A 25675-nucleotide genomic window follows, 5' to 3' on the forward strand; every position below is an offset into this window, starting at 1 on the left:
CGGACTCTACCGACGCCCGCGCCACGGCGAACCGCTCGATGACGTTGCTCTCAACCCCCCACGTCATGGGGCTGATGAATCCTTCCGGCCGTGGGGGCGAGTATGAGGCGCTGATCTTCAAGGTCTGTGCCACCAGTGTCGGATCGTTGGGAACCCAGTTCCCCATGACGATCCGGCCGCCAGAGCGGGTCACGCGCACCATTTCTTTGGCCACGTCAAACGGTCTTGGCGCGAACATCGCGCCAAAGATGCTCACGACGATGTCAAAGGTGTCGTCGTCGAGGTCCTGCAGATTCGTAGGACGAGAGTCTCGTCCACGGCGCGGGGCGTTCAGCGCATCGATCTGCGTGTGCTGCGCACGAGCACACCCCAGGTGGCGACCAGGAACACGACCGCGAACGCTACGAGGACTGCCCAGTAGGTGCCGGTGGACAGTGTGCCCGCGTCGCCGTACGACGCGAGCAGCGGACGCCCGAGTGGCGAGCCGCCCTGAGCGAGGATGCGGCGCGCCCCGAGGTCGTGACCGATGGCCTCGAAGGCCCAGCGCGATGGGATCGCCACGCTCAGGGCCGCGCCGGCTCGTGCCATGAGGTGCACCGGGAGGATGGCACCGGAGAACAACACGGCAGGAAAGCACAACATCGGCAGGGCGAGCGTCGCCTGCGCGACGTTTCCGACCGCGGCGGAGGTGAGCAGGCCCAGGCCGAGGGCCGCGACCGCGCACAGCAGCAGTCCGAACCCGATCGAGGCGTACGTCGACAGTGAGCGACTGGGTAGGCGGTCCAGCAGGCGAAGCACAGCCAGCATCGCCACAACCACGAAGAGGAGGAACGGCACGAGGATCGTCACCTTCGACGCGACGTACGCACCGAGCCGCAGGCCGACGAGGCGCTCGCGACGCAGGATCGTTCGCTCGGTGCAAATCTGGAGCAAGCCGTAGGTGAGCCCGAAGAAGAAGGCGGCGAAGACGACCCAGAAGCCGATCATCACCATCGAGCTCGGGCTCGGGTCCTGGAAGTCGAACGCGCCGGGCCGGAAGAGGATGGCGAACATGCCGACGACCAGCGCGGGTGACCCCACCAGGATCGCGAGCGTCAAGCGGTTGCGCACGAACGTCTCGAGCGTCCGGCGCGTGAGGACACCCCACTGCGTGAGCCCGCTCGCCAATGGTCGCCTGATCACGTCTCGGGCAGGGGCGCCGTGCGCAGGTACGGCAGCGGCCGTGGCGGCTGCGAAGGTGGTGCCGTCCGGGTCGGCCAAGCGACGGTACAGCTCGGGGACCGAGCTGACTCCGAACTGCTCGAACGCATCGTCGACGGTCCCGACGAACCCCACTCGCCCACCTCGCGTCATGAACACGATGCGATCGCACAAGGCGAGGTCGTCGAGCGAGTGCGTGGTGAACACGACCGTCGCCGACCGATCGGCAAGCCGGCGCAGGTGGGCGATCAGCTCCGCGCTGGTGACCGGGTCGAGGCCGGACGTCGGTTCGTCCAGGAAGAAGACGTGCGGATCGGTGAGCAGCTCGACGGCGATGCTGGCGCGCTTGCGCTGCCCGCCGCTCAGCGAGCCGACCCGGACGTCTTCTTGCCCGGTCAAGCCCACGGCGTCGGTCGCGTCACGGACCGCGTCGTCGACCTCGGCCGCGGTCGCCGACGACGGGAGCCGGAGCCGCGCTGCGTAGCGGAGCGTGCGTTGGAGAGGAAGGTCGGCGTGGATGATGTCTTCCTGTGGCACGTAGCCGAGCACGCTGCGGAATGCCCCCAGGTTGGCGTGCAGGTCGACGCCGTCGAAGGACACCGACCCCGAGGATGCCGGGGCGATGCCGGCGATCGCCTCCAGCAGCGTTGTCTTGCCGGCGCCGCTGGATCCGACGATCGCGACGAGCTCACCGGCCGAGAGCGTGAAGGACACGTCTTCGAGGAGTGTCAGCTCGCCCCGGTGGCGGACCCGGATCCGCCGGGACACCTCGTTGACGTCGATGCGCACGCCCCGGTGGGGGACGCCGGCGGTCGAGGTCATCGTGGCTTCGGTCGTCCCGTCGAACGGTGCGATTCCGACCTTCTCGTGGCCTACGGTCACGGTCACGGTTCCTCCTCGGGTGGTCACACACCCGCCTTGACAGTGAAAAAGCACGACCGTTCGTGTTTTCAAGATAGTACGACCGATCGTGCTATCGTGTCAACGTGCCCGACCAGCGGAAGCCGCGCGCCGACGGAGAACGCACCCGCGAAGCGATCGTGCGCGAAGCCGTGTCCCTCGCGACCCTCGACGGACTCGAGGGCCTCTCGATCGGCAACCTCGCGGGTGCGCTCGACATGAGCAAGAGCGGCATCTACGCCCACTTCGGCTCGAAACAAGATCTCCTGCTCGCCACTGTGGAGGAAGCGGGACGGATCTTCCAAGCCGAGGTCATCGAACCGGCACTCGCCGCCGCGCCGGGGGTCGCTCAGCTCGTCGCAGTGTGCGACGCCTTCTTCGACCACCTCATGCGGCGCACGTTCCCAGGCGGCTGCTTCTTCGCCGGGGCAGTTCTCGAGATGGGCACCCGCCCGGGACCCGTCAAAGAACAGATCGCCGCGTTTCAAGGCGGGTTCACGGCACTGATCCGCCAGTTCGTCGTCACCGCACTCGAACAACACGAGCTCTCCGCCGACGAGGACCCGGACGCACTCACCTTCGAACTGAACGGCATCATTCTCGCCGCCAACACGAATTTCGTCCTACGCGGAGACCCCGCCGCGCTCGACATGGCCAGAAACATCGTCCGCCGGCGACTCGGAATCTCAACGACAACACCGTCGCCCTCCCCATCTCGGTGAAGAGGAATCGTCAAGACCTTCAAGACCTGTAAGACCTGTGGATTGCCGTGCGACGATGCGGGTGGCCAGATCAGTCGCAGGAAGGGGACGACGTTGTCGGAACGATCAGGAACCCTCGCTGACGATCTGTTCAGTGGCCGGCACCCAACCAGTCACGAACGGCTGACGGGACTGCCCTGGGATGCGTCGTACCACGACGGCCCCGCGCCTTGGGATATTGGCCGGCCGCAGCCGGCAATCGTGCGTTTGGCATCCGAACGTGGATTCGCCGGAGCGGTGCTCGATGCGGGCTGCGGGACCGGCGAGAACGCGCTTCACGTCGCCTCGCTGGGATTGTCGGTTCTGGGCGTTGACGTCGCTGAGACGGCACTGGCAATCGCCCGAGAGAAGGTCGACGACCGCGGGATCGAGGTTGAGTTCGCTGCGGCTGACGCGTTCCAGCTGGAGCGTTTGGGGCGCAGGTTCGAGACGGTGTTGGACTGCGGACTGTTCCACACCTTCGACCGCGACGAGCGACGAGGATACGTGGCGAGTCTGGCGTCGGTGACCGAGCACGATGGAACCCTGTATGTGTTGTGCTTCAGTGACGGTGGCCCCGATACCGGCCCGCACCCCATCAGTCAGGAAGAGCTGAGAGCGGCGTTCACCCCCGGCGATGGATGGAATGTCGTCGCCATCGAACCAGACCGGATTCAGACGAGATACCACGACGACGGCGCACCGGCGTGGCTCGCGACGATCAAACGGATCTGAGCTAGCTACAGGCGCTCGACGTTGTCGCCCTTGAGCCGGTTCCTCGTGTCCAGCACGTAACGGGCACGCGCCAAGGCTTCGTAGTCGAACGCGTCGTGATCCGTGAGGACGACGACCGCGTCGGCAGCTTGCACCTCATCGTCGGAGACGTCGACCAGCGAGATCCGTCGGTCGACCTGCTCGGAAAGGACGTAGGGGTCGGCCGCCCTCACCTCCGCACCGAGCGCCAGCAGCCGGTCGGCGACGACCATGGCCGGCGATTCCCGGGCGTCGCCGGTGTTCTTCTTGTAGCTGAGCCCGAGCAGCAGCACGCGGCTCCCGTTCACGGCCTTGTGTGCGCGGTTCAACGCCACTGTCAGGCGACTCACCACGTAGTCGGGCATGTGGTCGTTGACGTCGTTGGCCAGCTCGACGAAGCGGAACGACTGCCCGAGCGCGCGCTTCACACGCCACGAGAGGTAGCTCGGGTCGATCGGGAGGCAGTGGCCACCGACACCCGGGCCCGGTGTGAACCTGAGGTAGCCGAACGGCTTGGTGGAGGCGGCGTCGATCGCCTCCCACACGTCGATGCCGAGATCACTGGCGAACATCGCCAGCTCGTTGACCAACGCGATGTTCACGTGCCTGAAGGTGTTCTCGAGCAGCTTGGTCAGCTCCGCTTCCTTGGGGCTGCTCACGGGCACCGTCTGCTCGACGATGCTGTCGTAGAAGCCCTTGACGGCCTCGAGTGAGGCGGCGTCGATTCCGGAGACGACCTTCGGCGTGTTGACCACGTTCCAGGTCGGGTTGCCGGGGTCGATGCGCTCCGGGCTGTAGCCCATGTGGAAGTCGCGCCCGGCGGACAGGCCCGAGCCCTCCTCGAGGATCGGGAGCACCAGCTCCTCGGTGGTGCCCGGGTAGGTGGTCGATTCGAGGATGACGGTGGCACCCGGCCGCAGGAACCGGGCCAGGACGCGGGCAGATTCCTCGATGTGCGAGAGGTCGGGGACGCCCTCGCGGAGTGGGGTCGGGACGGTGATGACGGCGACGTCGAAGCCGGCGCAGCCCCGAGGCTCCGATGTGGGCTCGTAGCGGCCGGTGGCGAGGGCGGCGCCGAGGACGTCGGCAGGCACGTCCTCCACGAAGGACTCGCCGCCGCTGAGGCGCTTGACCCGATCGTGGGCGATGTCGAACCCGACGACGTGATGGCCGACCTCGACGGCTCGCATCGCGAGCGGCAGGCCGACGTAGCCCTGACCCACGATGACGACTCGTGTCGGGGACGTGTCGGTCATGTCGCTATCCTCGCGCTTCGTCGTGGAGGCGGCCCTCGCGGCGAGTTGCCGTACCTCTGCAAAGGTGCGGGCTGCTCAATGCGCGGGCACGGTGTGTTCGATGAACTCGGTCACCGAGCCGTTGAACGCGTCGTTGCGGTCGCCGGCCACCATGTGCCCGGCTCCCGCGACGTCGACGACCTCCGCGTGGGGGATCAGCTCTCGCAGCTCTCGCACGCCGTCCTCGCTGACGATGTCGCTCATCCGTCCGCGAACGAGCAGGGTCGGGACGCTGACCCGCCGTGCCGCCGCGGCGAGGCGGTCGTGGTCGACGAGCCCTTCCTGTCCGTCGATGCCGTCCCGGCCGCGGACGAAGCGAGGGTCCCAGTGCCAGTGCCATTTGCCGTCGCGTTGACGCAGGTTCTTGCGCAGTCCCGAGAGGTCGCGCGGTCGGGGCCGGCTCGGGATGTACGCGGCGATGGCGTCCGCGGCATCCTCCAAGCGCTTGAATCCGCCCATGCCCTCGAGCATGAAGTTCCGGATGCGCATGGCACCGTCCATCTCCACCATCGGTGTGACGTCCACGAGCACGAGCGCGGTCGCCACCGGATCGTCCGACTCGCCGACTGCGACGAGCGACGCGAGGCCACCAAGGGACGCGCCGACGAGCGCCGGGCGCTGTGGCAGCGCGGCGGAGACGGCGAGCACGTCACTCGCGAAGGCGCCCATGCCGTAGTCGCCGTCGGGTGCCCACTGGCTGTCGCCGTGGCCGCGCAGGTCGACCGACAGCGCGTATCGACCGCGGGCCGCGAAGGCGTTGCCGGCGGTGCCCCACGCGTGGCGGGTCTGGCCGCCGCCGTGCAGCAGCACGACCGGAGGGTTCGCCGGGTCGCCGTACGCGGTCGCCGCGAGCTCGAGGTCGTGGCCCGCGATGCGAAGATCGGTCACCCGCGCATCATGACCGGCTCTCGTCGGGCACGAAGCGGGGAATCGTCACCGTCTCGTTGACGTCGTCCCAGGCCACGACGACCGGCAGGCCGATCTCGACGGCTTCGGGGTCGACCTCCAACACGTTGCTCACGAGCCGGCAGCCGGGGGCGCCTTCGAGGTCGATGACGGCGACGACGTTCGGCACCGCGTCCTCGAGCTGGGGGATCAGCGCGCGACGGGTGATGACGAACGTGAAGACCGTGCCCCGACCGGACAGCTCCACCCACTCGACGTCCTGGTGACGACACGTGTGGCAGAAGGGCACGGGCGGCATGCGGAACGTGCCGCAGTTGGTGCATCGGGGGGCGACGAGCCGGTGCTCGCCGGCAGCCCGCCAGAACGGTTCGGTCCACGGGTCGGGCGCGAGCTCGGCCATGAAGTCGGGCATCTCGGGAAAGATCCGCGTGCGTTCGATGGTCACCTCCTCAGGATGAGCGCGCTGACAGGAATGGACGCAGGACCACCGGTGACGAGCGCGAGCTCCGCCCCCTCGACCTGGTTGACCGCGGTCCCTCGGATCTGCTCGACGGCCTCGCGCACGTGCGTCATCCCGATGACGTACGCCTCCGAGAGGTTGCCTCCGTGCGTGTTGACCGGGATCGACCCGTTCGGCCACCGGATGCTTCCCTCGGCGACGAACGGGCCGGACTCACCGATGGCACAGAACCCGTAGTCCTCCAGCTGCATGAGCACCATCGGTGTGAAGTGGTCGTAGAGCAGCGCGACGTCGATGTCTCGGGGACCAACGCCCGCCATCTCGTAGACGCGCGTGGCGACAGGACGGTGGCCCGACGAGGCGAAGTACTCCTCGGGCATGCCGAACCAGCTGATGGCCTGACCCCACCGTCCTGCACCGCCGTTGGCGGACCCCACGACATACGCGGGCGGGTGGCGCAGGTCGCGCGCCCGCTCCGCCGAAGTCGTGATCACCGCCACCGCGCCGTCCGACTCGAGGCAGAAGTCGTAGAGACAGAGCGGATCCGCGATCATCCGCGCCTCGAAGTACTCGTCGAGCGTGAGCGGCGTCCGCATGATCGACGTGGACCGTCGTATGGCGTTGTCACGGGTGGAGATGGCGACCTCGGCGAAGTGCTCGCGCTTCGTTCCGTACTGGTGCATGTGCCGGCGGGCGAGCAGCCCGAACATCTGCCCGGGTCCGGCGAGCCCGGAGGGGCCGAGGAAGTCGTTCTCGGGTGTGCGCGGGACCGAGGAGTAGGGGCCACCACCCGCCGCAACCCGCGTCTCCTTCCGGGCGAAGATCGAGCCGAACCGCTGCCCTCCCTGCGCAAGTGTCATCAGGCTGACGACGACGTTCGCCATCCCGGCGTGGATCGCAGCGGCCGCCAGGCCGACGGAGCCGGCGGATCCACCGCCTCCACCCGTGAGCGTCGCGGTGAAGCGCACCTCGGGCACGCCCAGGATCTGCGCGATCAGCGAGGTGTCGAACCCGCCCGAGTAGAGGGCGAACCCGTCGAGGTCGTCGACCGTGAGGCCCGCGTCGTCGAGCGCGGTGATGGTCGCCTTGCACGCCATCTCGATCAGGGTCTGCGGCCACGACTCGCCTCGTTTGTAGTAAGGCGTCGAGCCCACGCCGACGACCGCGGCCTGGTCCTTGACCGTCATCGCGTCAGATCCCTCGGGGGGTTGCCGTCGTCATCCGACGGCGGACGGTAGCTCCGGTCGCCGTCGCGCGCCGGTTCGGCGGCATCATGGGGGGTTCGAGATGAACATCGCCATGCTGCTCGAGATGGCGGCCGAGTCGCTCGGCGACCGCGTCGCGGTCAGCTCACCCGACCGTGGCGCGCTCAGCTACGCCGAGTTGCTCGGGCGCTCCCGGGCGGCCGCGTGCCTCCTGGCCGAGCTGGGCGCCGAGCGCCTCGTCACCGTCGACCTCAACTCGGAAGCGGTGCCGGTCGGCCTCTTCGGAGCGGCGATGGCGGCGGTGCCCTACGTCCCGCTGAACTACCGCCTCGCCGACTCGCAGCTCGTCGCGGTGTTGATGCGCGTGGCACCGGCCGTGGCGGTCGTCGATCCGTCGCGGGCCTCGCGGGTGGGCGGCGGCGTTCCCGGCCTCGACCTCGTCACCCGCGACGACCTGCTCGGTGCTCGCGTCGGAGCCGCCCCGCCGGAGGCCACCGACCCCGACGCGATCGCGGTGTTGCTGTTCACGAGTGGCACGACGGGCGAGCCCAAGGCCGCGGTCCTGCGGCACCGCCACCTCACCGCCTATGTCCTGGAGAGCGTCGAGTTCCTCGGCGCCGATCCCGGCGAGGCCGCGCTCGTGAGCGTTCCGCCGTACCACGTCGCGAGCATCGCCGCGGTCCTGACCTCGGTCTGGTCCGGCAGGCGGATCGTGTACCTGTCCCAGTTCGACCCGGCCGCCTGGGTGCAGACGGCCCGCGCCGAGGAGGTGACCCACGCCATGGTCGTGCCCACCATGCTCGGCCGCATTCTCGACGTCCTCGAGCGCGACGAAGGGCTGCCCGCGCTCCGGCACCTCTCCTACGGCGGCGGCCGGATGCCTGCAGCGGTGGTGGAGCGGGCGATGACGCTGCTTCCCCATGTCGGCCTGGTGAACGCGTACGGGCTCACCGAGACGTCCTCCACCGTCGCCGTGCTCACCGCGGAGGACCACCGCGAGGCCTTCGCCAGCCGCGAGCCGGCGGCACGCGCCCGGTTGGGCTCGGTCGGCAAGCCGTTGCCGAGCCTCGAGCTCGAGATCCGCGACGCCGACGGACGGCCGGTCGCCACCGGCGTGCGCGGCGAGATCTGGGTCCGAGGCGAGCAGGTGTCCGGCGAGTACCTGGGCCGGGAGCGAGCGTTGAACGACGACGGCTGGTTCCCGACCAACGACGGCGGTCGCCTCGACGACGCCGGCTATCTGTACGTGGACGGTCGGCTCGACGACGTCATCGTGCGAGGCGGCGAGAACATCTCGCCCGGCGAGATCGAGGACGTGTTGCTGGAGCACCCCTCGGTGGCGGAGGCCGCCGTGGTCGGCGTGCCCGACGACGAGTGGGGCGAGGCCGTGGCGGCCGCAGTCGTCCTCGTCGACGACGGCCGAGCGACAGAGGCCGAGCTGCAGGACTGGGTGCACGTGCACCTTCGTTCCTCGCGCCGTCCCGCGCAGATCCAGATTCGCACGGAGCTCCCGTACAACGAGACCGGGAAGCTGCTTCGGCGCGAGCTGAGGGCGGAGCTCTCGACGTCTTAGTGTTGATCGCGTGGCGAACCGCGGGGCAGCGTTCAAGGACCTCATCGCGCAGCTCGACTACCCGATGATCGTCGTGACGACCGCGACGGCCGGTGAGCGCGCCGGTTGCCTCGTGGGCTTTCACACCCAGAGCAGCATCGACCCCGAGCGCTTCGCGGTCTGGCTGTCCAAGGCCAACTACAGCTTTCGCGTCGCCCTCTTCGCCGAGACGTTCGCCGTGCACGCGCTCGCGGCGACCGACACGGAGCTGGCCACCCTCTTCGGCGCGCAGACCGGCGACGAGATCGACAAGTTCGGCCGGTGCCGGTGGACCGAGGGGCCCGACGGTGTCCCACTCCTCGACGACTGCCCCAACCGCCTGGTCGCACGTCGGATCGGTGCGTTCGATGACGGAGGCGACCATGTGTGCGTCGTCCTCGAACCGCTCCGATCCGAAGTCGCGGGGCCCTTCGAGCCGCTGTCCTCCCGACAGGTGCGACACCTGCAGGCCGGACACGACGCCCACGACCGGCCCGTGCCGGGGCCGCGGCCGTGAAGGCGGTCGGTGAGCCGGCTCAGAAGAAGCGTCGGATCGGCGTGGCGAGCCGCTCGTACGCCCGCTGCGTCGCCGAGCGTTCCTCCCAGCGACCGGGCTCGATCTCCGCGCAGCGCTCGAGGTCGTCGTCGAAGTGCTCGTCCAGCGTCTTCACCAGGGACGGGTCGAGCACGACGACGTTGATCTCCTCGTCCAGGGCCATCGACCTGCTGTTGAGGTTGGCGGAGCCGATGTTGGCGAGACAGCCGTCGACCGTCATGACCTTGGCGTGCAGCATGCTCGGCTGGAAGTTCCAGATCCTGACGCCGATCTCGAGCAGGCGCTGGTAGGTCGCCTCGGCGGCGATCTGCACGAAGCGCTTGTCGGCGTGCGGCCCCGGCAGGAGGACCTCGACGCTCACGCCGCGCTGCACGGCGTCAGACAGGCGATCGGTGAGGTCGTCGTCGGGCACGAAGTAGGCGGTCGCGATGCGCACCCGTTCCGCCGCCAGCTGCACCAGCGTCCGGAAGAGCGTAGCGATGTCGCTCCATCCCGTCTCCGAAGCCCCGCGTACGCACTGAGCACGTGCGTGACCGGGCTGAGGTTGATGGGGGAAGCGGTCGACGTCGTCGAAGAGGACGGGGTCGGTCTCGACCCAGTTGTCGAGGAACGCGGCGCGTAGCCCGTCGACCACGGGGCCCTCGAAGCGGAAGTGGGTGTCACGCCACTCGTGCTCGTTGCGGGCGTCACCCTTCCACTCGTCGGCGATGCCGACTCCGCCGGTGAACGCCACCGCCTCATCGACGATCATCACCTTGCGGTGGGTCCTGTGGTTGGTCTCGAGCGGGCGAAAGCGGTTGAGCGGTCGGAACCATCGCAGCACGACCCCGTTGTCGTGCATGATGTCGATCGCGGCCGGATCCATCGGTCGGGCTCCGTATGCGTCGAGCAGGACGCGCACGCGCACACCGGCTTTCGCCTTCTTGGCGAGCACCTCGGCCAGATGGGACCCGACCTCACCCCGCCAGTAGATGAACGTGAGGAAGTCGATCGTGTGCTCGGCCTTCTCGATCGCATCGAACATGGCAGGGAAGATCTCGCAACCGTTGCGGAGCGGGTCGACTCGGTTGCCTTCGGTGACAGGTACGCCGAGCACTCCCTCGAGGACCCGCCGCGCCCGCTGGGTCGGGTCGTCCGCGGTCATGCGCGCCCGAGTGCGGGCACCTGAGGCGACGACGACGCGCTCGAAGGGCCTGCGTCGGGCTCCGACTCGGCGACCTTCTGCTGGTCCTGGGGGGACGCGGCGTCGGCGCGCACCGCTTCCAGCTGGGCCGCGATCGCGGCACCGAAGAACAGCGCGATGGAAGTGAGGAGTGACCAGAGCAGGAGCGCCACCATGCCGGCCAGCGGGCCGTACGTCCGGCCGAAGGAAGCGCTGCGCGAGAAGAACTCCCCGAGGCCGACCGTCATCACGAACCACAGCGCGACGGCGACGGACGATCCGAACACGAGCCACGACCATGCCGGTTGGCGGCGGCGTGGGGACCAACGGAACAGCAACGCGATGGCCGCGAGCGCGAGGCCGACTCCGACCGGCCAGGCGGCGACGTCCCAGGCGCGCGCCCAGGCGGGGTTGCCGATCGAGTGGCTGATGGCCCGCCCGAACGCGAGCACGCCGACCGCAGCCGTGAGGAGAGCACCCACGCTCACCGCGAGCGCCAGCGCGAAGCCGTACTTGTGCAGCGCGGGTCGATCCTTCTCGACACCGTAGATGCGATTCAGACCTCGCTCGAGCTGGCCCATGGCGGTCGTGGCGGTGATGAGCCAGCCGATGACACCGAAGGCAAGGCCCATGTAGTTGTGCGACGCACCGGCCCGCTGCGCCTGCGAGATGGTGGTGGTGAGCAGGTCGGCAACGGGGCCGGGCGCGGCGCCCTTGACCGAGCGCACGATGACGTCGCTGATCCCACCATCGCCGAAGGCCCGCGCCAAGCCGACCAAGGCGATCATCCCTTGGATGGCGCCGAGGGACACCATGAACGCCATCGAACGCGCGTGGCTGAAGCCGTCGGACCATCGCAGCCGCTGGAACGCGTCGCTCAGGAGTCGCCGCCGCCCACACCGCTTCAAGGTGGCGCGGGCGTCGTCCCCGCTGAGCTCCCAGGTCTCGGGAACGAGTTGAGCCGTGCTCACGCCGGCACCCGCACGGTGATCGCGCCGGGCTCGACCCGGAACCTGAGCCGCGACACCTTCGAGCGGCTGCCGCCGTCGAGCTCGTAGAGCACGTCACGATCGAGGCGCACATCCACCTTGCGCGCCCGGGTCATGTGCACGAACGGCGACCGGCCCGGCTCCTTGCGCGCGGCGCGAGAGAGAAGTCGCAACCACTGCAGGCTGCCCTTGGCGGTAACGACGCCGACGTCGAGCACGCCGTCGTCGGGCTCCGCGTCACGGAACACGACGAGCCCGCCCGTAGCGGTGCCCACATTGCCCACGAGCACGCACGTCGCCGCGCCCTTGAACCACCGGACGCCGTCGACCTTGATCCGGACCTTGGCGGCCCCGGCCCGCGTGGCTTTCACGCCGCTCCGCACGTACGCGAGCCGGCCCAGCTTGTCCTTGCTGGAGCCGTCGGCCCCTCCGATCATGCGCGCGTCGAAACCCACACCGGCCATGACCGCAAAGTGCTCCCCGTTCACGCGCCCGACGTCGAGCCGTCGGTTGCGACCCGACAACGCCACCCGAAGGGCCTCGTCGAGGTCGTGCGGGATCCCCAGGTTCGTTGCCAACAGGTTCGCGGTGCCGGCCGGCAGGATCCCGAGGGCGACGTCGTGGCCCGCGAGCACGTCGATGCAGCGCTGCACCATGCCGTCACCGCCCCAGACCAGGACCAGCTCGGCACCCTGCCGGATCGCGTCCCGAACACGTTTCGGCGCCTTCCTGCTCTTGGGGACCTCGAACCAGAGGGGCTCCTCGACTCCCGCGTCGGCCAACTGCCTGCGGAGGTCGGGCAGGCCGCCGTCGAGGGACTTCCGTTGATGGGCGACGACGGCGACGCGTTCCATCAGACCCGTTCTCGCTCGAGTGGCGCGGACCCGTTCGATTCCGGCGCGCCGCGTGCGGCGACGTCCGCGGCCCGAAACGCGGCGAACGCGACGAACAACACCGCGGCCCCCATCACGAGGCCCGCTGCGACATCGAGGGGATGGTGCATCCCGCGGTAGACCCGGGCGAACCCGACCGCCGTCGGCATGATCACGGCTGCGGCCCAGGCCAGCACGCGAGACGCCTGACGGGCACCACCGGCGGAGACGAAGATCGCGATCGAGGCGTAGATGACGAGGACGGCGGCACTGTGCCCGGACGGATAGCTCGACGTCGAGGGGACGGACCCCAGCTTCGGGACTGCGGGCCGGGGTCGATCGACCAGGAAGTTCACCGCGAGGAAGGTGAACAGCTCGAGGCCGAGCCCCGCCACCAGCACCCCCGCGTCGCGCCAGCGCCGCCGGCGGGCGAGGATGATCACCACGAGCAACGCGATCGCTACGGCACCGGCCGTGTCCGCGGATCTCGACAGCACGCTCGTGAGGAGGTCGAGGGCGCCATCGCGATGCTCCGACAACCATCGGGTCGCCTCCACGTCGGCCCTCCCGACGGGGCCGCCCGCGAGCACCTTCGTCACGAGCAGGCCGAGCGCGAGCATGGCCACGCCGACTGCGACGTACCCGGCGACGAGGACCGATGCCGCTGCGGTCGCACGCGGGTAGCGGGCCCGAAGGCCGGTCCGCTCGGGGCCGATGTCCCCGACTCGTGTGGGCCACGCGTCGCTCGGGGGCTCGTTGTCTCGAGGGCGGGTGGCGTGCGTAGACGCGCTCGCCATTTGGCCACCGTTACCAAATCGCGACCCTCCCAAACGTCGCAGTGACGACGCCCGTTTCGGACGGTGGTGAGTTCGGTACTGAAATGAGACTCTGGTGATCCTCGCGAGCGTCTTCGTCCCTGCAGTCACCGCCGGTCTCCTCGGCTGGGCGCTCGCCCGTCGTTGGCCCCGAATCGACCCGGTCGCGCCGCGCCTCGCGGAGGACTCCTCGATCGTGAGGACCGAGGTACGTGAGCACCCTCGGCTCCGGCTCCTGCTGCGTCGGCACATCGATCCGTCCGCGGCAACCGGTCTGGTCTTGACCGTCGCAGTCGCCGCGCTCGCCAGCGTGATCACGGCGATTGGTCTCCTGCTGCTGATGGTTCGGACCCACTCGGGGTTGGCGTCGTGGGACCTCGCGTTTGCCCGTTGGGGCGCCGAGCACGCCACGCCCGTTTCGACCCGTGGCCTGCGCGACATCAGCCTCCTCGGCGGAACCGTCGGCGTGATCGCCATCGCCGGGGTGGTCGGCGTGCTCGAGTACAGGCGACGCCCGAATCGGGCGATCCCGGCGCTGCTCGCGCTCACGGTCCTGGGTCAGTTCGCGATCGTGAACATCGTCAAGGCGGTTGTCGACCGGCAGCGGCCGTCCGTCCATCAGCTGACGGGCTATTCAGGCTCGTCGTTCCCCTCCGGGCACGCGGCCGCCGCCGCGGCCACGCTCGCGGTCGTGGCGCTGCTCCTGGGTCGCGGGCGTCCGCGTGCGGTTCGCAACCTGCTCGCCGGGGGTGCGGTGGGCCTTGCCACGCTCGTTGCCGCGAGCAGGGTCATGCTCGGCGTGCACTGGTTCACCGATGTGCTCGCCGGCATGGCGGTGGGGTGGGGATGGCTGGCGCTCTGCTCGATCGCGTTCGGAGGGCGGCTGCTGCAATTCGGTGCTCCGGTGGCCGAGGCCGAAGCTATCGCCGAGCAGGCTCCGGCCACAATCAGCGATCGTGCCGAGTCTCGTAGCCCGGCGACGCGTCTTGGCTGACGTTTTGATTACGCTTTGATCACCCCTCGAGGACCCAAGCTTGACCTGTCGTCACCCAAGCCAGTGCCGGAACCTGCCTTCTCTACCAACGACGACCACGTCGTCGTCGCCACTGGTGACATCGACGTGGCCACCGCGCCACAGCTGTCGGAAGCGCTCCGTGTCGTCATCGGGCGCGGTCACCCACAGGTGGTGCTCGACCTGGCTGGTGTTGACTTCATGGACTCGCAGGGTGTCCGCGTGATCGTGCGGGCCCACAAGCAGCTCGAGCGCACGGGTGGCGCCCTGGTCGTGCGCGGACCTCAGGCGCAGACGCGGAGCGTCCTCGAGGTCACGGGCCTGTCGCACCTGATCCAGCCCGAAGACTGACCGGCGCGAGGTCGAACCAGACGGCTTTGCCGTGCGGTTGCCGGTCGACGCCCCACGCCGCTGCGAGCGTCGCGACCAGCGTCATCCCCCGTCCGGCCTCTGCATCGTCCGGCTTCTCGCGGATCACAGGCACGCCGACGCTCTGATCGATCACGCAGACCCGCACGGTCGTCGCATTCAGCGGGCGGAGCGCGACCTCGAAGTCGGTCGCTGCGTGGCGGACGACATTGGTCGCCAGCTCGCTCGTCAGGAGAACCGCCGTGTCACGCACCTCAGCGGGTCCGTCGACGGCGCTGCCCACGAAGGATCGAGCGGCACGCACGCTGGCGGCGGTGGGGGGGAAGCATGCGCGTACTGCCAAGGATCGCTCCAGGGACATTGCGGGCATGACGTCGGTTCCCAAATCCCCGGACGACAAACCCCCGGGCAACGCGACTCGACCGGGCTCCTGACGGGCCTTCGCTTGGAACGAGCCGCGGTGGGTAAATTGATCGTCATGTCCCGATCGCAGCCCCTTCGAGAATGCTGCGGTCACATCGTCAACTTCTACGACGACGAGGCCGATCTGGTCCGCGACGTGGGTGGGTTCCTGACCGACGAGCTCGATGACGACGAGGTCCTCGTCGTGCTGGCAACGCAAGCCCATCGCGACGCCATCGATGCGGTGCTCGCCCGGCGTCTCACCGATGGCGCATGCGGCCCCGCGCGCTACGTCTGCCTCGATGCCGGCGAGGTGCTGTCGAGCTTCATGATCGACGGCGCACCCGACCGCGGCCGGTTCATGGCGGTGGTCGGAGGGCTCATCGCCGAAGCGGTCGACAGATGTAGGCCCGTGCGGGCCTTCGGAGAGATGGTCGCGTTGCTTTGGCAGCAAGGAAATGTGACGGGCGCAATCGAGCTGGAGGCGCTCTGGAACGAGCTCGCGCGGGACTACCGGTTCGCGCTCTACTGCGCCTATCCCATGTCGGCGGTGGCGGGCAACGACGACCTGACCGCAGCCCGCAGGGTCTGCGACGAGCATTCGGGTGTCGTCGCGCCCAGCAGCTACGCGTCTGGAGCGGCCACCGGTCTCGCGATGGAGGCGATCGCCGAGCGCTCCCAGCTCTTCCTGGCCGTTCCGCTCGCAGCTCGAGCCGTCCGGCGCCTCGTCGGTCAGACGCTCACCGCGTGGGATCAGGACGAGTTGGTCGACGATGCCACGGCGGTCGTCTCCGAGCTCGCGAGCAACGCGCTCCTCCATGCGAGCTGTCCCTTCCGGGTCTCGGTTCGCCGTTCCGACGCGGCCGTCAAGATCGAGGTCCACGATCTCAGTCCTGCGCTGCCGACGCGACGCGACGTCGCGCCGGACGCGCTCGGCGGACGAGGGGTCGCGCTCGTGGCCGGGCTCTCGACGAGCTGGGGGACCGAGCTCGTACCCGACGGCAAGATTGTCTGGGCAGAGCTTGCGCGGTCCCACTAGTCGGGATGCCGGGCCAGGCAGCGACGACGATCGCCGCCGTTCGTTGGCTACGAACGGCGGTGCCGCCGGGCAGTCGGGCCTGACCCCGCCACGAGGCTCTCCGATGACGTCGGGAATCGACCCGCTGGCGCTGGCGGCCTTCAGGCGAACCGAGTGGGTGCTCGACGCCCTTCCCCGCGCGATCGTCGTCACCGACGTCGACGGAGTGATCGTCGGTTGGAACCGCGTCTCGGAGGCGCTCTACGGCTGGGCGGCAGACGAGGTGATCGGCGCCCGGATCTCTGACGTCGTCGAGCTCGCCACCCAGCCTGAGCCCCGAAGCGAGGTGCTCCGCGCGGTCGTCGGTGGCCAGACGTGGACGGGCGACTTCAGCGTGCTGCGCCGTGATGGAACGCCGTTTCGGGTGTTCGCCGTCGTGACCCCTCTGCGGAGTGAGGACGGGACGATCGTGGGGACCGTCTCGGCCGCGGACGACGTGACCGACCAGCGGCTGGCCGAGCAGCAGGCGGCTGATCTGTCCCAGCACCTCCAGCTGGCGCTCGATGCCGGTGATCTGGGGACGTGGCGATGGGACATCGCAACGGGCGCGGTCACGTGGGACGAGCGGTTGGAGCGACTGTTCGGACTGGAGCCGGGCACGTTCGACGGCAGCTTCGACACCTATCTGTCGCTGTTGCACCCGGAGGATCGCGACGACGTGCTGCGAGTGGTCAGGAGGGCGGTCGAGTCCAAGTCGAGCTACCAGGTCGACCATCGCGTCGTCTGGCCGGACGGGTCCGTGCACTGGCTCCAGGGTCGGGGCAGCGTCACGCTCGACGGCGCCGGGCTGGTGACCGGCACGATCGGATGCACGGGCGACATCACCGCCACGAAGGCGGCGGAGGCCGAGGCCCGGCGACTGGCCACCGAAGCCCGCGAATCGGCGGAGCGTGAGCTTCGACAGCGAGAACGTCTCGAGTTCCTGGCCGGGCTCACCGATGCGTCGACCGGCGCGACGGATCACCGCGAGTTCATGCGGTCGGTGACCGCGGCGGCCGTCCCGCGGCTCGGCGACTGGTGCTCATTGCACTTCCTGCCCGATGCCGGTGCTGAAGTCGAGCTCGAGGTCGCGCATTCAGATCCCGCCAAGGTCGAGTGGGCCAAAGAGCTCTCCGAGCGATATCCCTTCGATCCGACGGGGGAGGCGGGCGTCCCCGCCGTCATCCGAACGGGAAGGGTCGAGTACGTTCCCGACGTCGACCAACGCGTGATCGATCAGGCGCTCGAGCGGTCGACGATCGACCGCGGCGAAGCGCAGAAGATCATCGACGCGCTTCGTCTGACGAGCGTGATCACGGTCCCGCTGACGACCAAGCGAGGTGTCATCGGCGCGATGCAGTTCGTGAGTGCCGAGTCGGGTCGCCATTACGACTTGCAGGACGTCGCGCTGGCACGGGCTGCGGCCGGTCGCATCGCGGAAGCCCTCGAGAACATCTGGATCACTGATGAGCACCGCTTCATCTCGGCCACGCTGCAAGCTGCGCTCCTCCCACCCAGCGTGCCGTCGGTCCCGGGGGTCGATGTCGCCGTGCGGTACTGGCCCGCGGGCGAAGCCGCCTTGGTCGGGGGTGACTTCTACGATCTGTTCGCGCTGACCGACAATCGGTGGGCGATCGTGATCGGCGATGTCTGTGGTACCGGCGCCAACGCCGCCGCCGTGACCGGCATCGTGCGTCACACCGTTCGCGCCGCGGCACGCCACAGCCAGGGTCACGCGGCCGTGCTCGATTGGATCAACGAGGCGATCCTGCACTCGGGCCGTGACCTTTTCTGCACGACCTGCTACGCCACCCTCGAGCCCGTCGCGGACGGTCGACACCGACTGATCAGCAGCTCGGGAGGTCATCCGCTGCCCGTCGTCGTCCGGGCAGGGGGCGAGGCCGCGACGCTCGGCGAACCAGGGACCCTCCTGGGCGCGTTCGACGACCATTCGACCACGACCGCAGAGACCGTCATCGGCCCGAATGACGTCGTCGTGTTCTACACCGACGGCATCGCGGACCTGCCGCCACCGCACGGACTCGACCTCGAGGACGTCATCGCCCTGATCACCGATGCTGCAGCATCGGGTACGGCGAGCGACATCGCCGAGGCCATCTACAGCTCGGTCATCGATCGGCTTCCCCAGACGCGTCGCCAAGACGACATCGCGCTGGTCGTTCTGCGCATCGACGAGCCGACTGGGGAGCGCCGTGACCGCGTATGACGTCATCGTCGTTGGCGCCGGCTCGGCGGGCGCGGTGGTCGCAGCGGGATTGTCGGAGGATCCGAACACCTCGGTGCTGTTGCTCGAAGCCGGGCCGGATCACCGCACCGCCGATGCTCCGACCGGCCTGCGCGCGAGCAACTTCTTCAACGCGATGATGGAGCCGGGGCGTATCTGGCCGAACCTCGTCGCGACGCGTGTCGCGGGGCAGCCCGCGGCGGTGTACGTACGGGGGCGGGGCGCGGGCGGGTCGTCCTCGATCAACGCGATGGGCGCCATCCGCGGCACGGTCGACGACTACGAGCGCTGGGCCCACGAGCTCGGCTGTCCGGGTTGGGGATGGCCCGAGATGCTCGCGGCCTTCCTGCGCGTCGAGGACGACCTCGACTACGGCGGCGACGGGTTGCACGGCAAGGGTGGCCCGATCCCCCTGTCGCGGCTGCCGTTCGACGAGCTGCCGCCGCTCGACCGGGCGCTGCGGACGGCATTGGGCGATCGCGGCTACCCGGTGTGCGACGACTACCACGCGGTCGACGCCACCGGGGTCAGTCGCGCTGCGCTGACCTTGCGCGACGGCCGGCGCGTCTCGACGAACGACGCCTACCTCGAGCCCGCACGGGCGCGCGCGAACCTCGAAGTACGCGGCGACGTGCTCGTCGACCGGGTGCTGCTCGACGGGCGGCACGCGACCGGAGTTCGAACAGCCACGGGCGAGGAGATCGCCGGGCGTGACGTGATCGTCAGCGCGGGTGCGATTCACTCGCCCGCGATCCTCTTGCGATCGGGCGTCGGGCTCGACGACGGCCTACCCGTTGGCGCAAACCTGAAGGACCACGCCGCGACCGCGGGCTTCGAGATCGCGCTGACGCCCGCGGGACGGATGCGGTCGGCGAACGCCCCGGTGTTCAGCTCGATGCTGCGGTACACGTCCGGCCTCGCCGAGGCCGGCCCCAACGACATGCAGATGATCTGGTTCGACGCCGTCGGCCCGACCGAGGAGGGGCTTGCCGGTGGTCGGCTGACGGGCGCGGTCATGCGTGTGTTCTCGCGGGGTGACGTGCGGCTGCGGTCCGCAGACCCGCGGACGGATCCTATCGTCGAGTTCCACATGCTGTCGGACGCCCGCGACCGCACGCGGCTCCGTGACTGCGTCCGGCGCATGGTGGACATCGTCCGCCATCCAGCCGTCGCGTCGATCAGCGACGGTGTCCTCGCGCTCACGACACCCGTCGACGACCTCGACTCCGATGATGCGATCGACGACTGGCTCGCCGCGACCGCGAACGACTACGTCCACGCGGTCGGGACCTGTCGGATGGGCACGCCGGGCGACGCGGCTGCGGTGGTGGACACCCACTGCCGGGTCATCGGCTACGAGCATCTCCTGGTCTGTGACGCATCGGTCATGCCCGACCTGCCCAAGGCGAACACCCACCTCACGACGGTCGCGATCGCGCAGCGGCTGGTCGAGAAGATCGCCGGGTGAGCTCGAGCTCGGCGACGGTCAGACAGGTTCGCCGAAGGCCTCGCAGTCGGGGTTCTCGCAGACGAAGCGCGAATCGATCACGTTGGCCGTCTCGGCTGGGAGCGCGGTGACACCGCACACCGCACAGATCGGTGCCCGCTCGACCTCGGCGTCATCCCACTCGCTCACGGCCGAGATCATCATCGTCCAGAGGCATGGAACACAGGTGGAAGGAGGGGCACCGGCTCGGCACCGGCGCCCCTCGTTCCTCAGTGCCTACGGATTGCAGCCGCTCGGCTGGCTGGAATCGGGATCCGAGCACAGCGGGCCCAGGCCCGTCCCGGCGTCCGGACGGCTGATGAACGCGACGGGCCCCGCGTGGTGCTCGCCGTTGAACGGGGTGAACATGCCCGGCGGGAATCCGCACGGCACCGCGTCGGCCGGGTCGTTGAACCAGAAGCCGACGTGGAACGTGTTCGTCGGCGCCAGGCTCACGTCGGGATCGAAGCCGAAGATCTGATCGAGCAGGATCGTGTGGATGGTCACCCTGCCCGCATCGTGATCTGAGCTCCCCCTGCCCACCTCGACGTCGGACTGGTACCAGGCCAGACCGAACGAGCCTCTGAAGTTGGGATCAGGGTCGCCGTTGGCGAGCTGATTGCTGTGCTGCACCGTGAACAGGTCGAACTTCAGGCCGGGCTTCAGGCCGTCGAACGTGAGGGTCAGCTCGTCGTTCAGGTTCTCGCGCTCGACCTTGACGTGCGCGGTCGGAGTGTCGTGCCCGTTGGCGATGCAGGGCAGCAGCAGCTTGCTCGGGAACAGGTCGAACTTGATCTGGTCGCGCTTGGAGCTCGCGGCGTCGGAAGGGACGACCCGATACCCGACGCCGACGAGAACGGCGATCAACAGGGCCGTGTAGAGGATTCGGGTCTTGGTGGGCCGGAACAGCGTGCGTGTGGCTGCGGTCATGGGGCTGTTGCTCCTTTTGCGATTCGAGGCGGCGACGCGGCGTCGCGCGCGTGAGAGAACGTCGGCTCCTGCTCGACGATCGGGCTCCGTTTCGAGGAGACCGATCGGAGCAGCTAACGGGAGATCGAGGCGTTCGCGTCGGGTGGCGCGCGGGCCGCAGTCGCCGCCCACCACGCAGAGGCGATCGGCTCGAGTGCAACCGGTGGCGTCGCGATCCTCCGCCACTCCACCCGTGGCGATGCCACCGTGACGGGGAGCACCGCGTCGGACGAGGCGTCGTCGACGCTGTCCGCGGTTGCGTCGAGGTCGTCGCGAAGCGCGGATCGGGTGACGAGCGCGTCGGCGCGACGACCCGACTCGAGCATCGCGGCGCGCGGCTGCGGCGCCGTCGATCGCCACCGCAGTGTCTGCGCGTCAGTCAGGAGCCCGACGACGAGCAGGACGGGGAGAGCAGCCGCGACTGCGACCCCGACGTGCGCCCGCGGACGAGCACCGCGTGTGGCGCCCAGCGAGCCCATCGCTGCTCCCCTCCGGCCTCCCGCGGGAGAGACCCCACCACTGCCTCAGAGCAGCCGAAGCTTCGCAGATCCCGGGGCGAGTGGGAAGGGGAGGTCGACTGCGCGACGCTGGAGTGGCGCCGGAATCGTCGCGGTTCCCACGGGGTTGGGAGATGCATGGCACAGGGGCACAAGATCACGATCACGCCGACCCGGCTCCACGTCGAGGTCACCGTCGACGGAGAGAAGTTGGCGGCGTCCGACCGTCCCGTCCTGCTCGACGAGACGGGGTTGCCCACCCGCTACTACCTGCCGCGTGAAGACGTGCGGACCGAGCTGCTCCGCGCCACGAGCCACGAGTCGACCTGCCCGTTCAAGGGCCAGGCGTCGTACTGGTCGGTCGAGGTCGGTGGCGCGGTTCACGACGATCTCGTATGGAGCTACGAGAGCCCGATCCCGGAGGCGGAGGGGATCACGGGCCTCATGTGCTTCTACAACGAGCGCGTCGAGCTCACCGTCGACGGGAAGGATTGGACAACCGCATGAGCGTGCAGCTCAACCACACCATCGTGTGGTGCCGCGACCAGGAGACCTCGGCGACGTTCCTCGCGGAGATCCTCGGTCTGCCGAGACCCACCCGGTTCGGGCCCTTCCTCGTGGTCGAGGCCAGCAACGGCGTCTCGCTCGATTACCACGAGACCGACGCGGAGATCGCTTCTCAGCACTACGCGTTCCTCATCGGCGACGACGACTTCGATGCGGTCTTCGGCCGCATCTGTGAGCGGCGGCTGGACTACTGGGCCGACCCCGGCCGGACGCGGCACGGCGAGATCAACCGCAACGACGGGGGTCGCGGGCTCTACTTCGGCGACCCCGACGGTCATCTCCTCGAAGTGATCACCCGACCGTACGGCAGCGGCGGTTCGGGAGCCGGTTGACGGGATGGCGAGAATGAGCAAGGCGGTCCGGGTCGGGGAGGGAACCCCCCCTCCTCAACCCACCGGCCCGGGCCGCCAGCCATTCCACAGGTCCCCACCTCCCCCCGGTTCCCGGCGTGAGGACTGCACCACTCGTGCTACCGGCAAGCACGCACCGGGACAATGGGTCGGATGACTCATTTCCCGTTCAGGATCGGGCCTCGCGGCACCGGTGTCATCGCAGCGACCGCGCGATCGCCAGCATGCGGGCGAGCGGCAACGATCCTTCGATGCGGATCGTCTGGGTCCCGCGCGGGAAGATGAGGGCCCTCCCCACCAGCCGCCCGTTCAGGAGCTGTTGGGCTCCGGTGGGGTCGTCGTAGTACAGGAAGTGCTCGCCGCCCGACAAGAACACCCCCTGGTCCGAGCCGATCATCACCAGCTGCGCACGCGTGTTGGTGGTGAGGTGCTTGTGCACCACCTGCTGACCGTCGCCGATGAACTCCTGGATCAACAGCCCGACGTTGGTCGCGCCGACCTTGGTGGGCGCGCTGTTTGTAGTCCCGGTGTTCGTGGGCCCGGTGTTCCTCGGCGCCGCGCCCGGCAACCCGGGTCGCGCCCGATAGACGAGCGAGACCTGGCCACCGCCGACGCCTGCGAACCAGACCTCGTCCGGTTGCTCGAAGCCGGGCACGGTCGGCACGACGACGGTCATCCGCGCCCGCGCGTCGGCCAGCGTGGTGCGCGAGCCGAGCTCGAGTGCTGCCGCCGTGACCGCGGGAAGGCGGCGGGTGCCCGGTGCGTGGACGCGGACCGCTCCGATGTCGAAGAAGCTCCGGACCGCAGCGCGGACCGGCGCGATCAGGGCGAGCATGGCGACGACGGTGACGGCCGCGACGACCAGGCGCGGTCGGGCCCGGCGCCCGAGCGATCGCTGCCAGGTGGGGCGCCGGGAAGGCTGCGAGGCGCTCGGCGTCAGCCGTTGCGTCACCGCCGCGGCGAGGTCGCGATCCTCGATGTGCGCGTCGATCTCGCGACCGAGCTCACGGAGCCGGCTCTCGAGGAGCGTGCGGGCATCACCGTCAGGCACGAGGCACCTCCCTCTCGACGTGTCGCTCCAGCCGGTCGAGGGCCCGGGAGAGGCGCGATTTCACGGTGCCACGCGCGATGCCGAGGACGCGGGCCGTCTCGTCCTCGGTGAGATCGAGGAGGTAACGGCACGCCACCACGTCGCGGTAGCGAACGGGGAGCGCGTCGACCGCCGCGCGCAACGCGCCGTTGCCCTCGCCGGTCAGCGCGACGTCCTCCGCCGAAGGTGCGAGCCCTGGAGCGACGCCGAGCTCGCACGTCGCCCGGCTCGCTCGCGACCAGCGACCGGCCGACCTGCGCTGGTTGCGCGCGACATTGGCCACGATGGTGAGGAGCCAGGGGCGGAAGGGTGCGCCCGCCCGAAAGCGATGCAGGAAGCCGTACGCGCGCACGAACGCCTCCTGGGCCGCGTCGTCGGCCACGCCGGCGCCACCGATCGCGGCGGCGACGCGCCGGGCATCGCGTTGGTAGCGCCGTATCAGCTCGGCGTAGGCGTCGACGTCTCCCCGCTTCGCCCGATCGATCAGCTCCGAGTCCTCCGTGGTCCTCCTCCCGGGAGCCCGCTCCCGCGCAGGCCCCGTCGTCCCGCCTACACCGGATCCGGGCCCGAGGTTCCCGCCGCCTCGCCCGGGGCCGGGAGGAGCGCGCGAACGTCGTCGATCGTGTCCGCCTCGCTCGGTTCCTTGTCCGGGCGGTAGCGCCGCACCCGTGCGAACCGGAGCGCCACGCCGCCTGCGTACCGGGGCGACACCTGCACGCCGTCGAGCGCGATCTCGACGACGAGCTCCGGACGCACGAACACCGTGATCCCACGCTCCTCCACCGCGAGCTCGCGCAGTCGCTCCGTCTGCCACGTGAGGAGCGCGTCGGTCAAGCCCTTGAACGTCTTGCCCACCATGACGAAGCCCTCGCCGCGAGGGTCCCGGGCGCCGAGGTGCAGGTTCGACAGCCAACCCCGCCGCCGCCCGTGCCCCCACTCGGCCGCGAGCACCACGAGGTCGAAGGTGCGGACGGGCTTGACCTTGCGCCACGACTTGCCGCGGCGTCCCGCCTCGTAGCGGGAGCCGACCGCCTTCACCATCACGCCTTCGTGCCCGGCGGCCAGCGCCTCGTCGAGCACCGCCGCGCCCACCACCGGATCGTCGGTGACCGTGCCGGGTATGCGCCACCGACCCACCACTCGCTCGAGCGCGGCGAGGCGTTCGACGAGAGTCTCGTCGATCAGGTCCCGACCATCGAGATGGAGGCAGTCGAAGAACCACGCCCGCAGCTCGGTGTCCACCACGGGCTCGACGACGGGCTCTTCGACGACGGGCTGTTCGACGTCCGGCTGTCCGTCGACCGGCGACTCGGCGGCCTGGCGACTGAACCGGCTCATCGTCGACTGGAACAGCTCCGGCCGTTCGTCGAGTCGCACGCCGATCACCTCGGCGTCGAGGATGAGCGAGTTGGCCGGCATCGACCGGACGATCGCCGCCACCCCCGGGAGCCGGTCGGTGATGTCGTTGAGGTTGCGCGTGAAGATGCGCACCTCGGCGTCGGCGCGGTGGACCTGCACACGGGCACCGTCGAGCTTCCACTCGACCGACGACATCCCGCACCCCTCGATGGCCTCGCCGACGTCGGCTGCGGTCGATGCCAGCATCGGCAGCACGGGCCGGAGCACGCGGAGGCCGATCGCCCCCAGCCCCGCCTCTCCCTCGGCGAAGGCGACCGCGGCGACGGCGGCGAGGTCGCCGGTGAGCATGGCGGCTCGCCGCACCGCCGCCGCCGGGAGGGACGCGGCCCGCGCGATCGCATCGGCCATGACGCCCGCGAGCGCGCCCTGCCGGAGCTCGCCGAGGAGCAGCCGCCGGATCAGCTCGGCTTCGGTCTCGGTGGCCGCGGCCAGCAGCGCGCTCAAGCGGGCGCGGCGGGCGCCCGCCGATCCCTGGCCGGTGAGCACGGTGAGCTCCTCGAGCGCGGCGTCGAGGTCTCCGACGGTGAGGACCGGAGCCGTCGCGGGCACCACGTCGACGTCGCGGACGGTCGCCCAGCCCACACCGATGCGGCCCTGGCGCGCCGCGCCTGCGAGCAGCGCGACCGCCGGGACCACCTCGTCGGGCTCGAGCCGGGTGAGCAGGTCGGCTAGCAGAGCGATCTTCGTCGAGCGCGCCGCGGTCGCGGCGACCGCGCGTGACGTGTCGGCGAGCTCGGCCAGCAGCACCGCGTGATCATGCCCCGCCGG

Annotated in this window: 26 protein-coding genes and 1 pseudogene; 11 read left to right on the forward strand and 16 right to left on the reverse strand. The window is 69.5% G+C overall.

Annotation, left to right across the window (positions count from 1 at the left end; all coding sequences use genetic code 11):
* Positions 1-28 precede the first annotated feature (28 nt).
* Positions 29-298, reverse strand: a pseudogene (locus tag E6G06_04185) (class I SAM-dependent methyltransferase).
* Between the two features lie 32 nt (positions 299-330).
* The gene (locus tag E6G06_04190) at positions 331-2022 is read right to left on the reverse strand and encodes an ATP-binding cassette domain-containing protein (GenBank protein ID TML93042.1); all 1692 of its coding nucleotides are present in this window, start codon (positions 2020-2022) and stop codon (positions 331-333) included.
* Positions 2023-2186: 164 nt separating this feature from the next.
* Between E6G06_04190 and E6G06_04195 the strand changes: the two genes are divergently transcribed.
* Positions 2187-2822 (forward strand): TetR/AcrR family transcriptional regulator, encoded by a 636-nt coding sequence (locus E6G06_04195; protein ID TML92954.1) that lies wholly within the window; start codon positions 2187-2189, stop codon positions 2820-2822.
* A 93-nt stretch (positions 2823-2915) separates the two neighbouring features.
* On the forward strand, positions 2916-3575 hold the full coding sequence (locus E6G06_04200) for a class I SAM-dependent methyltransferase (GenBank protein TML92955.1): 660 nt from the start codon (positions 2916-2918) through the stop codon (positions 3573-3575).
* 5 nt (positions 3576-3580) lie between these two features.
* On the opposite strand, the gene E6G06_04205 is transcribed toward E6G06_04200, so the two are convergent.
* From E6G06_04205 to E6G06_04220, 4 genes are all read right to left on the reverse strand, one after another.
* Positions 3581-4849: a nucleotide sugar dehydrogenase gene (locus E6G06_04205; protein TML92956.1), complete on the reverse strand. Its 1269-nt coding sequence runs from the start codon at positions 4847-4849 to the stop codon at positions 3581-3583.
* Positions 4850-4924: 75 nt separating this feature from the next.
* A complete protein-coding gene (locus E6G06_04210; protein ID TML92957.1) occupies positions 4925-5776 on the reverse strand; it encodes an alpha/beta hydrolase in 852 nt (283 codons plus the stop codon).
* Between the two features lie 7 nt (positions 5777-5783).
* A complete protein-coding gene (locus tag E6G06_04215) occupies positions 5784-6206 on the reverse strand; it encodes a Zn-ribbon domain-containing OB-fold protein (protein TML93043.1) in 423 nt (140 codons plus the stop codon).
* A 29-nt stretch (positions 6207-6235) separates the two neighbouring features.
* The gene (locus E6G06_04220; GenBank protein TML92958.1) at positions 6236-7441 is read right to left on the reverse strand and encodes a thiolase; all 1206 of its coding nucleotides are present in this window, start codon (positions 7439-7441) and stop codon (positions 6236-6238) included.
* Positions 7442-7541: 100 nt separating this feature from the next.
* Between E6G06_04220 and E6G06_04225 the strand changes: the two genes are divergently transcribed.
* A complete protein-coding gene (locus E6G06_04225) occupies positions 7542-9032 on the forward strand; it encodes an acyl--CoA ligase (protein TML92959.1) in 1491 nt (496 codons plus the stop codon).
* A gap of 64 nt (positions 9033-9096) precedes the next feature.
* Positions 9097-9567, forward strand: a complete 471-nt coding sequence (locus E6G06_04230; GenBank protein TML93044.1) for a flavin reductase — start codon at positions 9097-9099, stop codon at positions 9565-9567.
* Positions 9568-9586: 19 nt separating this feature from the next.
* On the opposite strand, the gene E6G06_04235 is transcribed toward E6G06_04230, so the two are convergent.
* Genes E6G06_04235 through E6G06_04250 form a run of 4 tightly spaced genes read right to left on the reverse strand, consistent with a single transcriptional unit; the run spans position 9587 to position 13921 of the window.
* Positions 9587-10750 (reverse strand): cardiolipin synthase B, encoded by a 1164-nt coding sequence (locus tag E6G06_04235; GenBank protein TML92960.1) that lies wholly within the window; start codon positions 10748-10750, stop codon positions 9587-9589.
* The gene (locus E6G06_04240) at positions 10747-11739 is read right to left on the reverse strand and encodes a YihY/virulence factor BrkB family protein (protein ID TML92961.1); all 993 of its coding nucleotides are present in this window, start codon (positions 11737-11739) and stop codon (positions 10747-10749) included. The genes E6G06_04235 and E6G06_04240 overlap by 4 nt, the downstream gene beginning before the upstream one ends.
* Positions 11736-12611 carry a diacylglycerol kinase family lipid kinase gene (locus E6G06_04245; GenBank protein ID TML92962.1) on the reverse strand — a complete coding sequence of 292 codons (876 nt, stop codon included), beginning with the start codon at positions 12609-12611 and terminating at the stop codon, positions 11736-11738. The genes E6G06_04240 and E6G06_04245 overlap by 4 nt, the downstream gene beginning before the upstream one ends.
* A complete protein-coding gene (locus E6G06_04250; GenBank protein TML92963.1) occupies positions 12611-13921 on the reverse strand; it encodes a phosphatase PAP2 family protein in 1311 nt (436 codons plus the stop codon). The genes E6G06_04245 and E6G06_04250 overlap by 1 nt, the downstream gene beginning before the upstream one ends.
* Here E6G06_04250 and E6G06_04255 point away from each other — a divergent pair.
* Both E6G06_04255 and E6G06_04260 read left to right on the forward strand, forming a co-directional pair.
* The gene (locus E6G06_04255; protein ID TML92964.1) at positions 13785-14438 is read left to right on the forward strand and encodes a phosphatase PAP2 family protein; all 654 of its coding nucleotides are present in this window, start codon (positions 13785-13787) and stop codon (positions 14436-14438) included. The two genes, E6G06_04250 and E6G06_04255, sit on opposite strands and share 137 nt — an antisense overlap.
* A 15-nt stretch (positions 14439-14453) precedes the next feature.
* Positions 14454-14807, forward strand: coding sequence for an STAS domain-containing protein (locus tag E6G06_04260; protein TML92965.1), 354 nt, complete (start codon positions 14454-14456; stop codon positions 14805-14807).
* Here the strand turns inward: E6G06_04260 and E6G06_04265 are convergent.
* On the reverse strand, positions 14770-15453 hold the full coding sequence (locus tag E6G06_04265; GenBank protein ID TML92966.1) for an ATP-binding protein: 684 nt from the start codon (positions 15451-15453) through the stop codon (positions 14770-14772). The genes E6G06_04260 and E6G06_04265 overlap by 38 nt on opposite strands.
* On the opposite strand from E6G06_04265, the gene E6G06_04270 reads away from it, so the two are divergent.
* From E6G06_04270 to E6G06_04280, 3 genes are read left to right on the forward strand one after another with little or no spacing between them, the layout of a single operon-like run.
* Entirely contained in the window at positions 15304-16266 is a 963-nt protein-coding gene (locus tag E6G06_04270) for a hypothetical protein (GenBank protein TML92967.1), read from the forward strand. The two genes, E6G06_04265 and E6G06_04270, sit on opposite strands and share 150 nt — an antisense overlap.
* Positions 16001-18511, forward strand: a complete 2511-nt coding sequence (locus E6G06_04275) for a PAS domain S-box protein (GenBank protein ID TML92968.1) — start codon at positions 16001-16003, stop codon at positions 18509-18511. Before E6G06_04270 ends, E6G06_04275 begins: the two co-directional genes overlap by 266 nt.
* A complete protein-coding gene (locus E6G06_04280; GenBank protein TML92969.1) occupies positions 18360-19997 on the forward strand; it encodes a GMC oxidoreductase in 1638 nt (545 codons plus the stop codon). Before E6G06_04275 ends, E6G06_04280 begins: the two co-directional genes overlap by 152 nt.
* 255 nt (positions 19998-20252) lie before the next feature.
* Here E6G06_04280 and E6G06_04285 read toward each other — a convergent pair whose 3' ends face one another.
* Together E6G06_04285 and E6G06_04290 are read right to left on the reverse strand one after the other, a co-directional pair.
* Positions 20253-20945, reverse strand: a complete 693-nt coding sequence (locus E6G06_04285; GenBank protein ID TML92970.1) for a hypothetical protein — start codon at positions 20943-20945, stop codon at positions 20253-20255.
* Positions 20946-21058: 113 nt separating this feature from the next.
* Positions 21059-21463: a hypothetical protein gene (locus E6G06_04290; protein ID TML92971.1), complete on the reverse strand. Its 405-nt coding sequence runs from the start codon at positions 21461-21463 to the stop codon at positions 21059-21061.
* A 156-nt stretch (positions 21464-21619) separates the two neighbouring features.
* Here E6G06_04290 and E6G06_04295 point away from each other — a divergent pair, with 156 nt between their 5' ends.
* Both E6G06_04295 and E6G06_04300 read left to right on the forward strand, forming a co-directional pair.
* A complete protein-coding gene (locus E6G06_04295; GenBank protein ID TML92972.1) occupies positions 21620-21988 on the forward strand; it encodes a DUF427 domain-containing protein in 369 nt (122 codons plus the stop codon).
* Entirely contained in the window at positions 21985-22380 is a 396-nt protein-coding gene (locus E6G06_04300) for a VOC family protein (GenBank protein ID TML92973.1), read from the forward strand. Before E6G06_04295 ends, E6G06_04300 begins: the two co-directional genes overlap by 4 nt.
* 214 nt (positions 22381-22594) lie before the next feature.
* On the opposite strand, the gene E6G06_04305 is transcribed toward E6G06_04300, so the two are convergent.
* From E6G06_04305 to E6G06_04315, 3 genes are all read right to left on the reverse strand, one after another.
* Positions 22595-23449 carry a hypothetical protein gene (locus E6G06_04305; protein ID TML92974.1) on the reverse strand — a complete coding sequence of 285 codons (855 nt, stop codon included), beginning with the start codon at positions 23447-23449 and terminating at the stop codon, positions 22595-22597.
* Positions 23442-23975: an RNA polymerase sigma factor gene (locus E6G06_04310; protein ID TML93045.1), complete on the reverse strand. Its 534-nt coding sequence runs from the start codon at positions 23973-23975 to the stop codon at positions 23442-23444. The genes E6G06_04305 and E6G06_04310 overlap by 8 nt, the downstream gene beginning before the upstream one ends.
* A 62-nt stretch (positions 23976-24037) precedes the next feature.
* Entirely contained in the window at positions 24038-25654 is a 1617-nt protein-coding gene (locus tag E6G06_04315; GenBank protein TML92975.1) for an ATP-dependent DNA ligase, read from the reverse strand.
* Between the last annotated feature and the right edge of the window lie 21 nt (positions 25655-25675).

The sequence above is a fragment of the Actinomycetota bacterium genome, from assembly GCA_005888325.1.
Taxonomy (GTDB): domain Bacteria; phylum Actinomycetota; class Acidimicrobiia; order Acidimicrobiales; family AC-14; genus AC-14.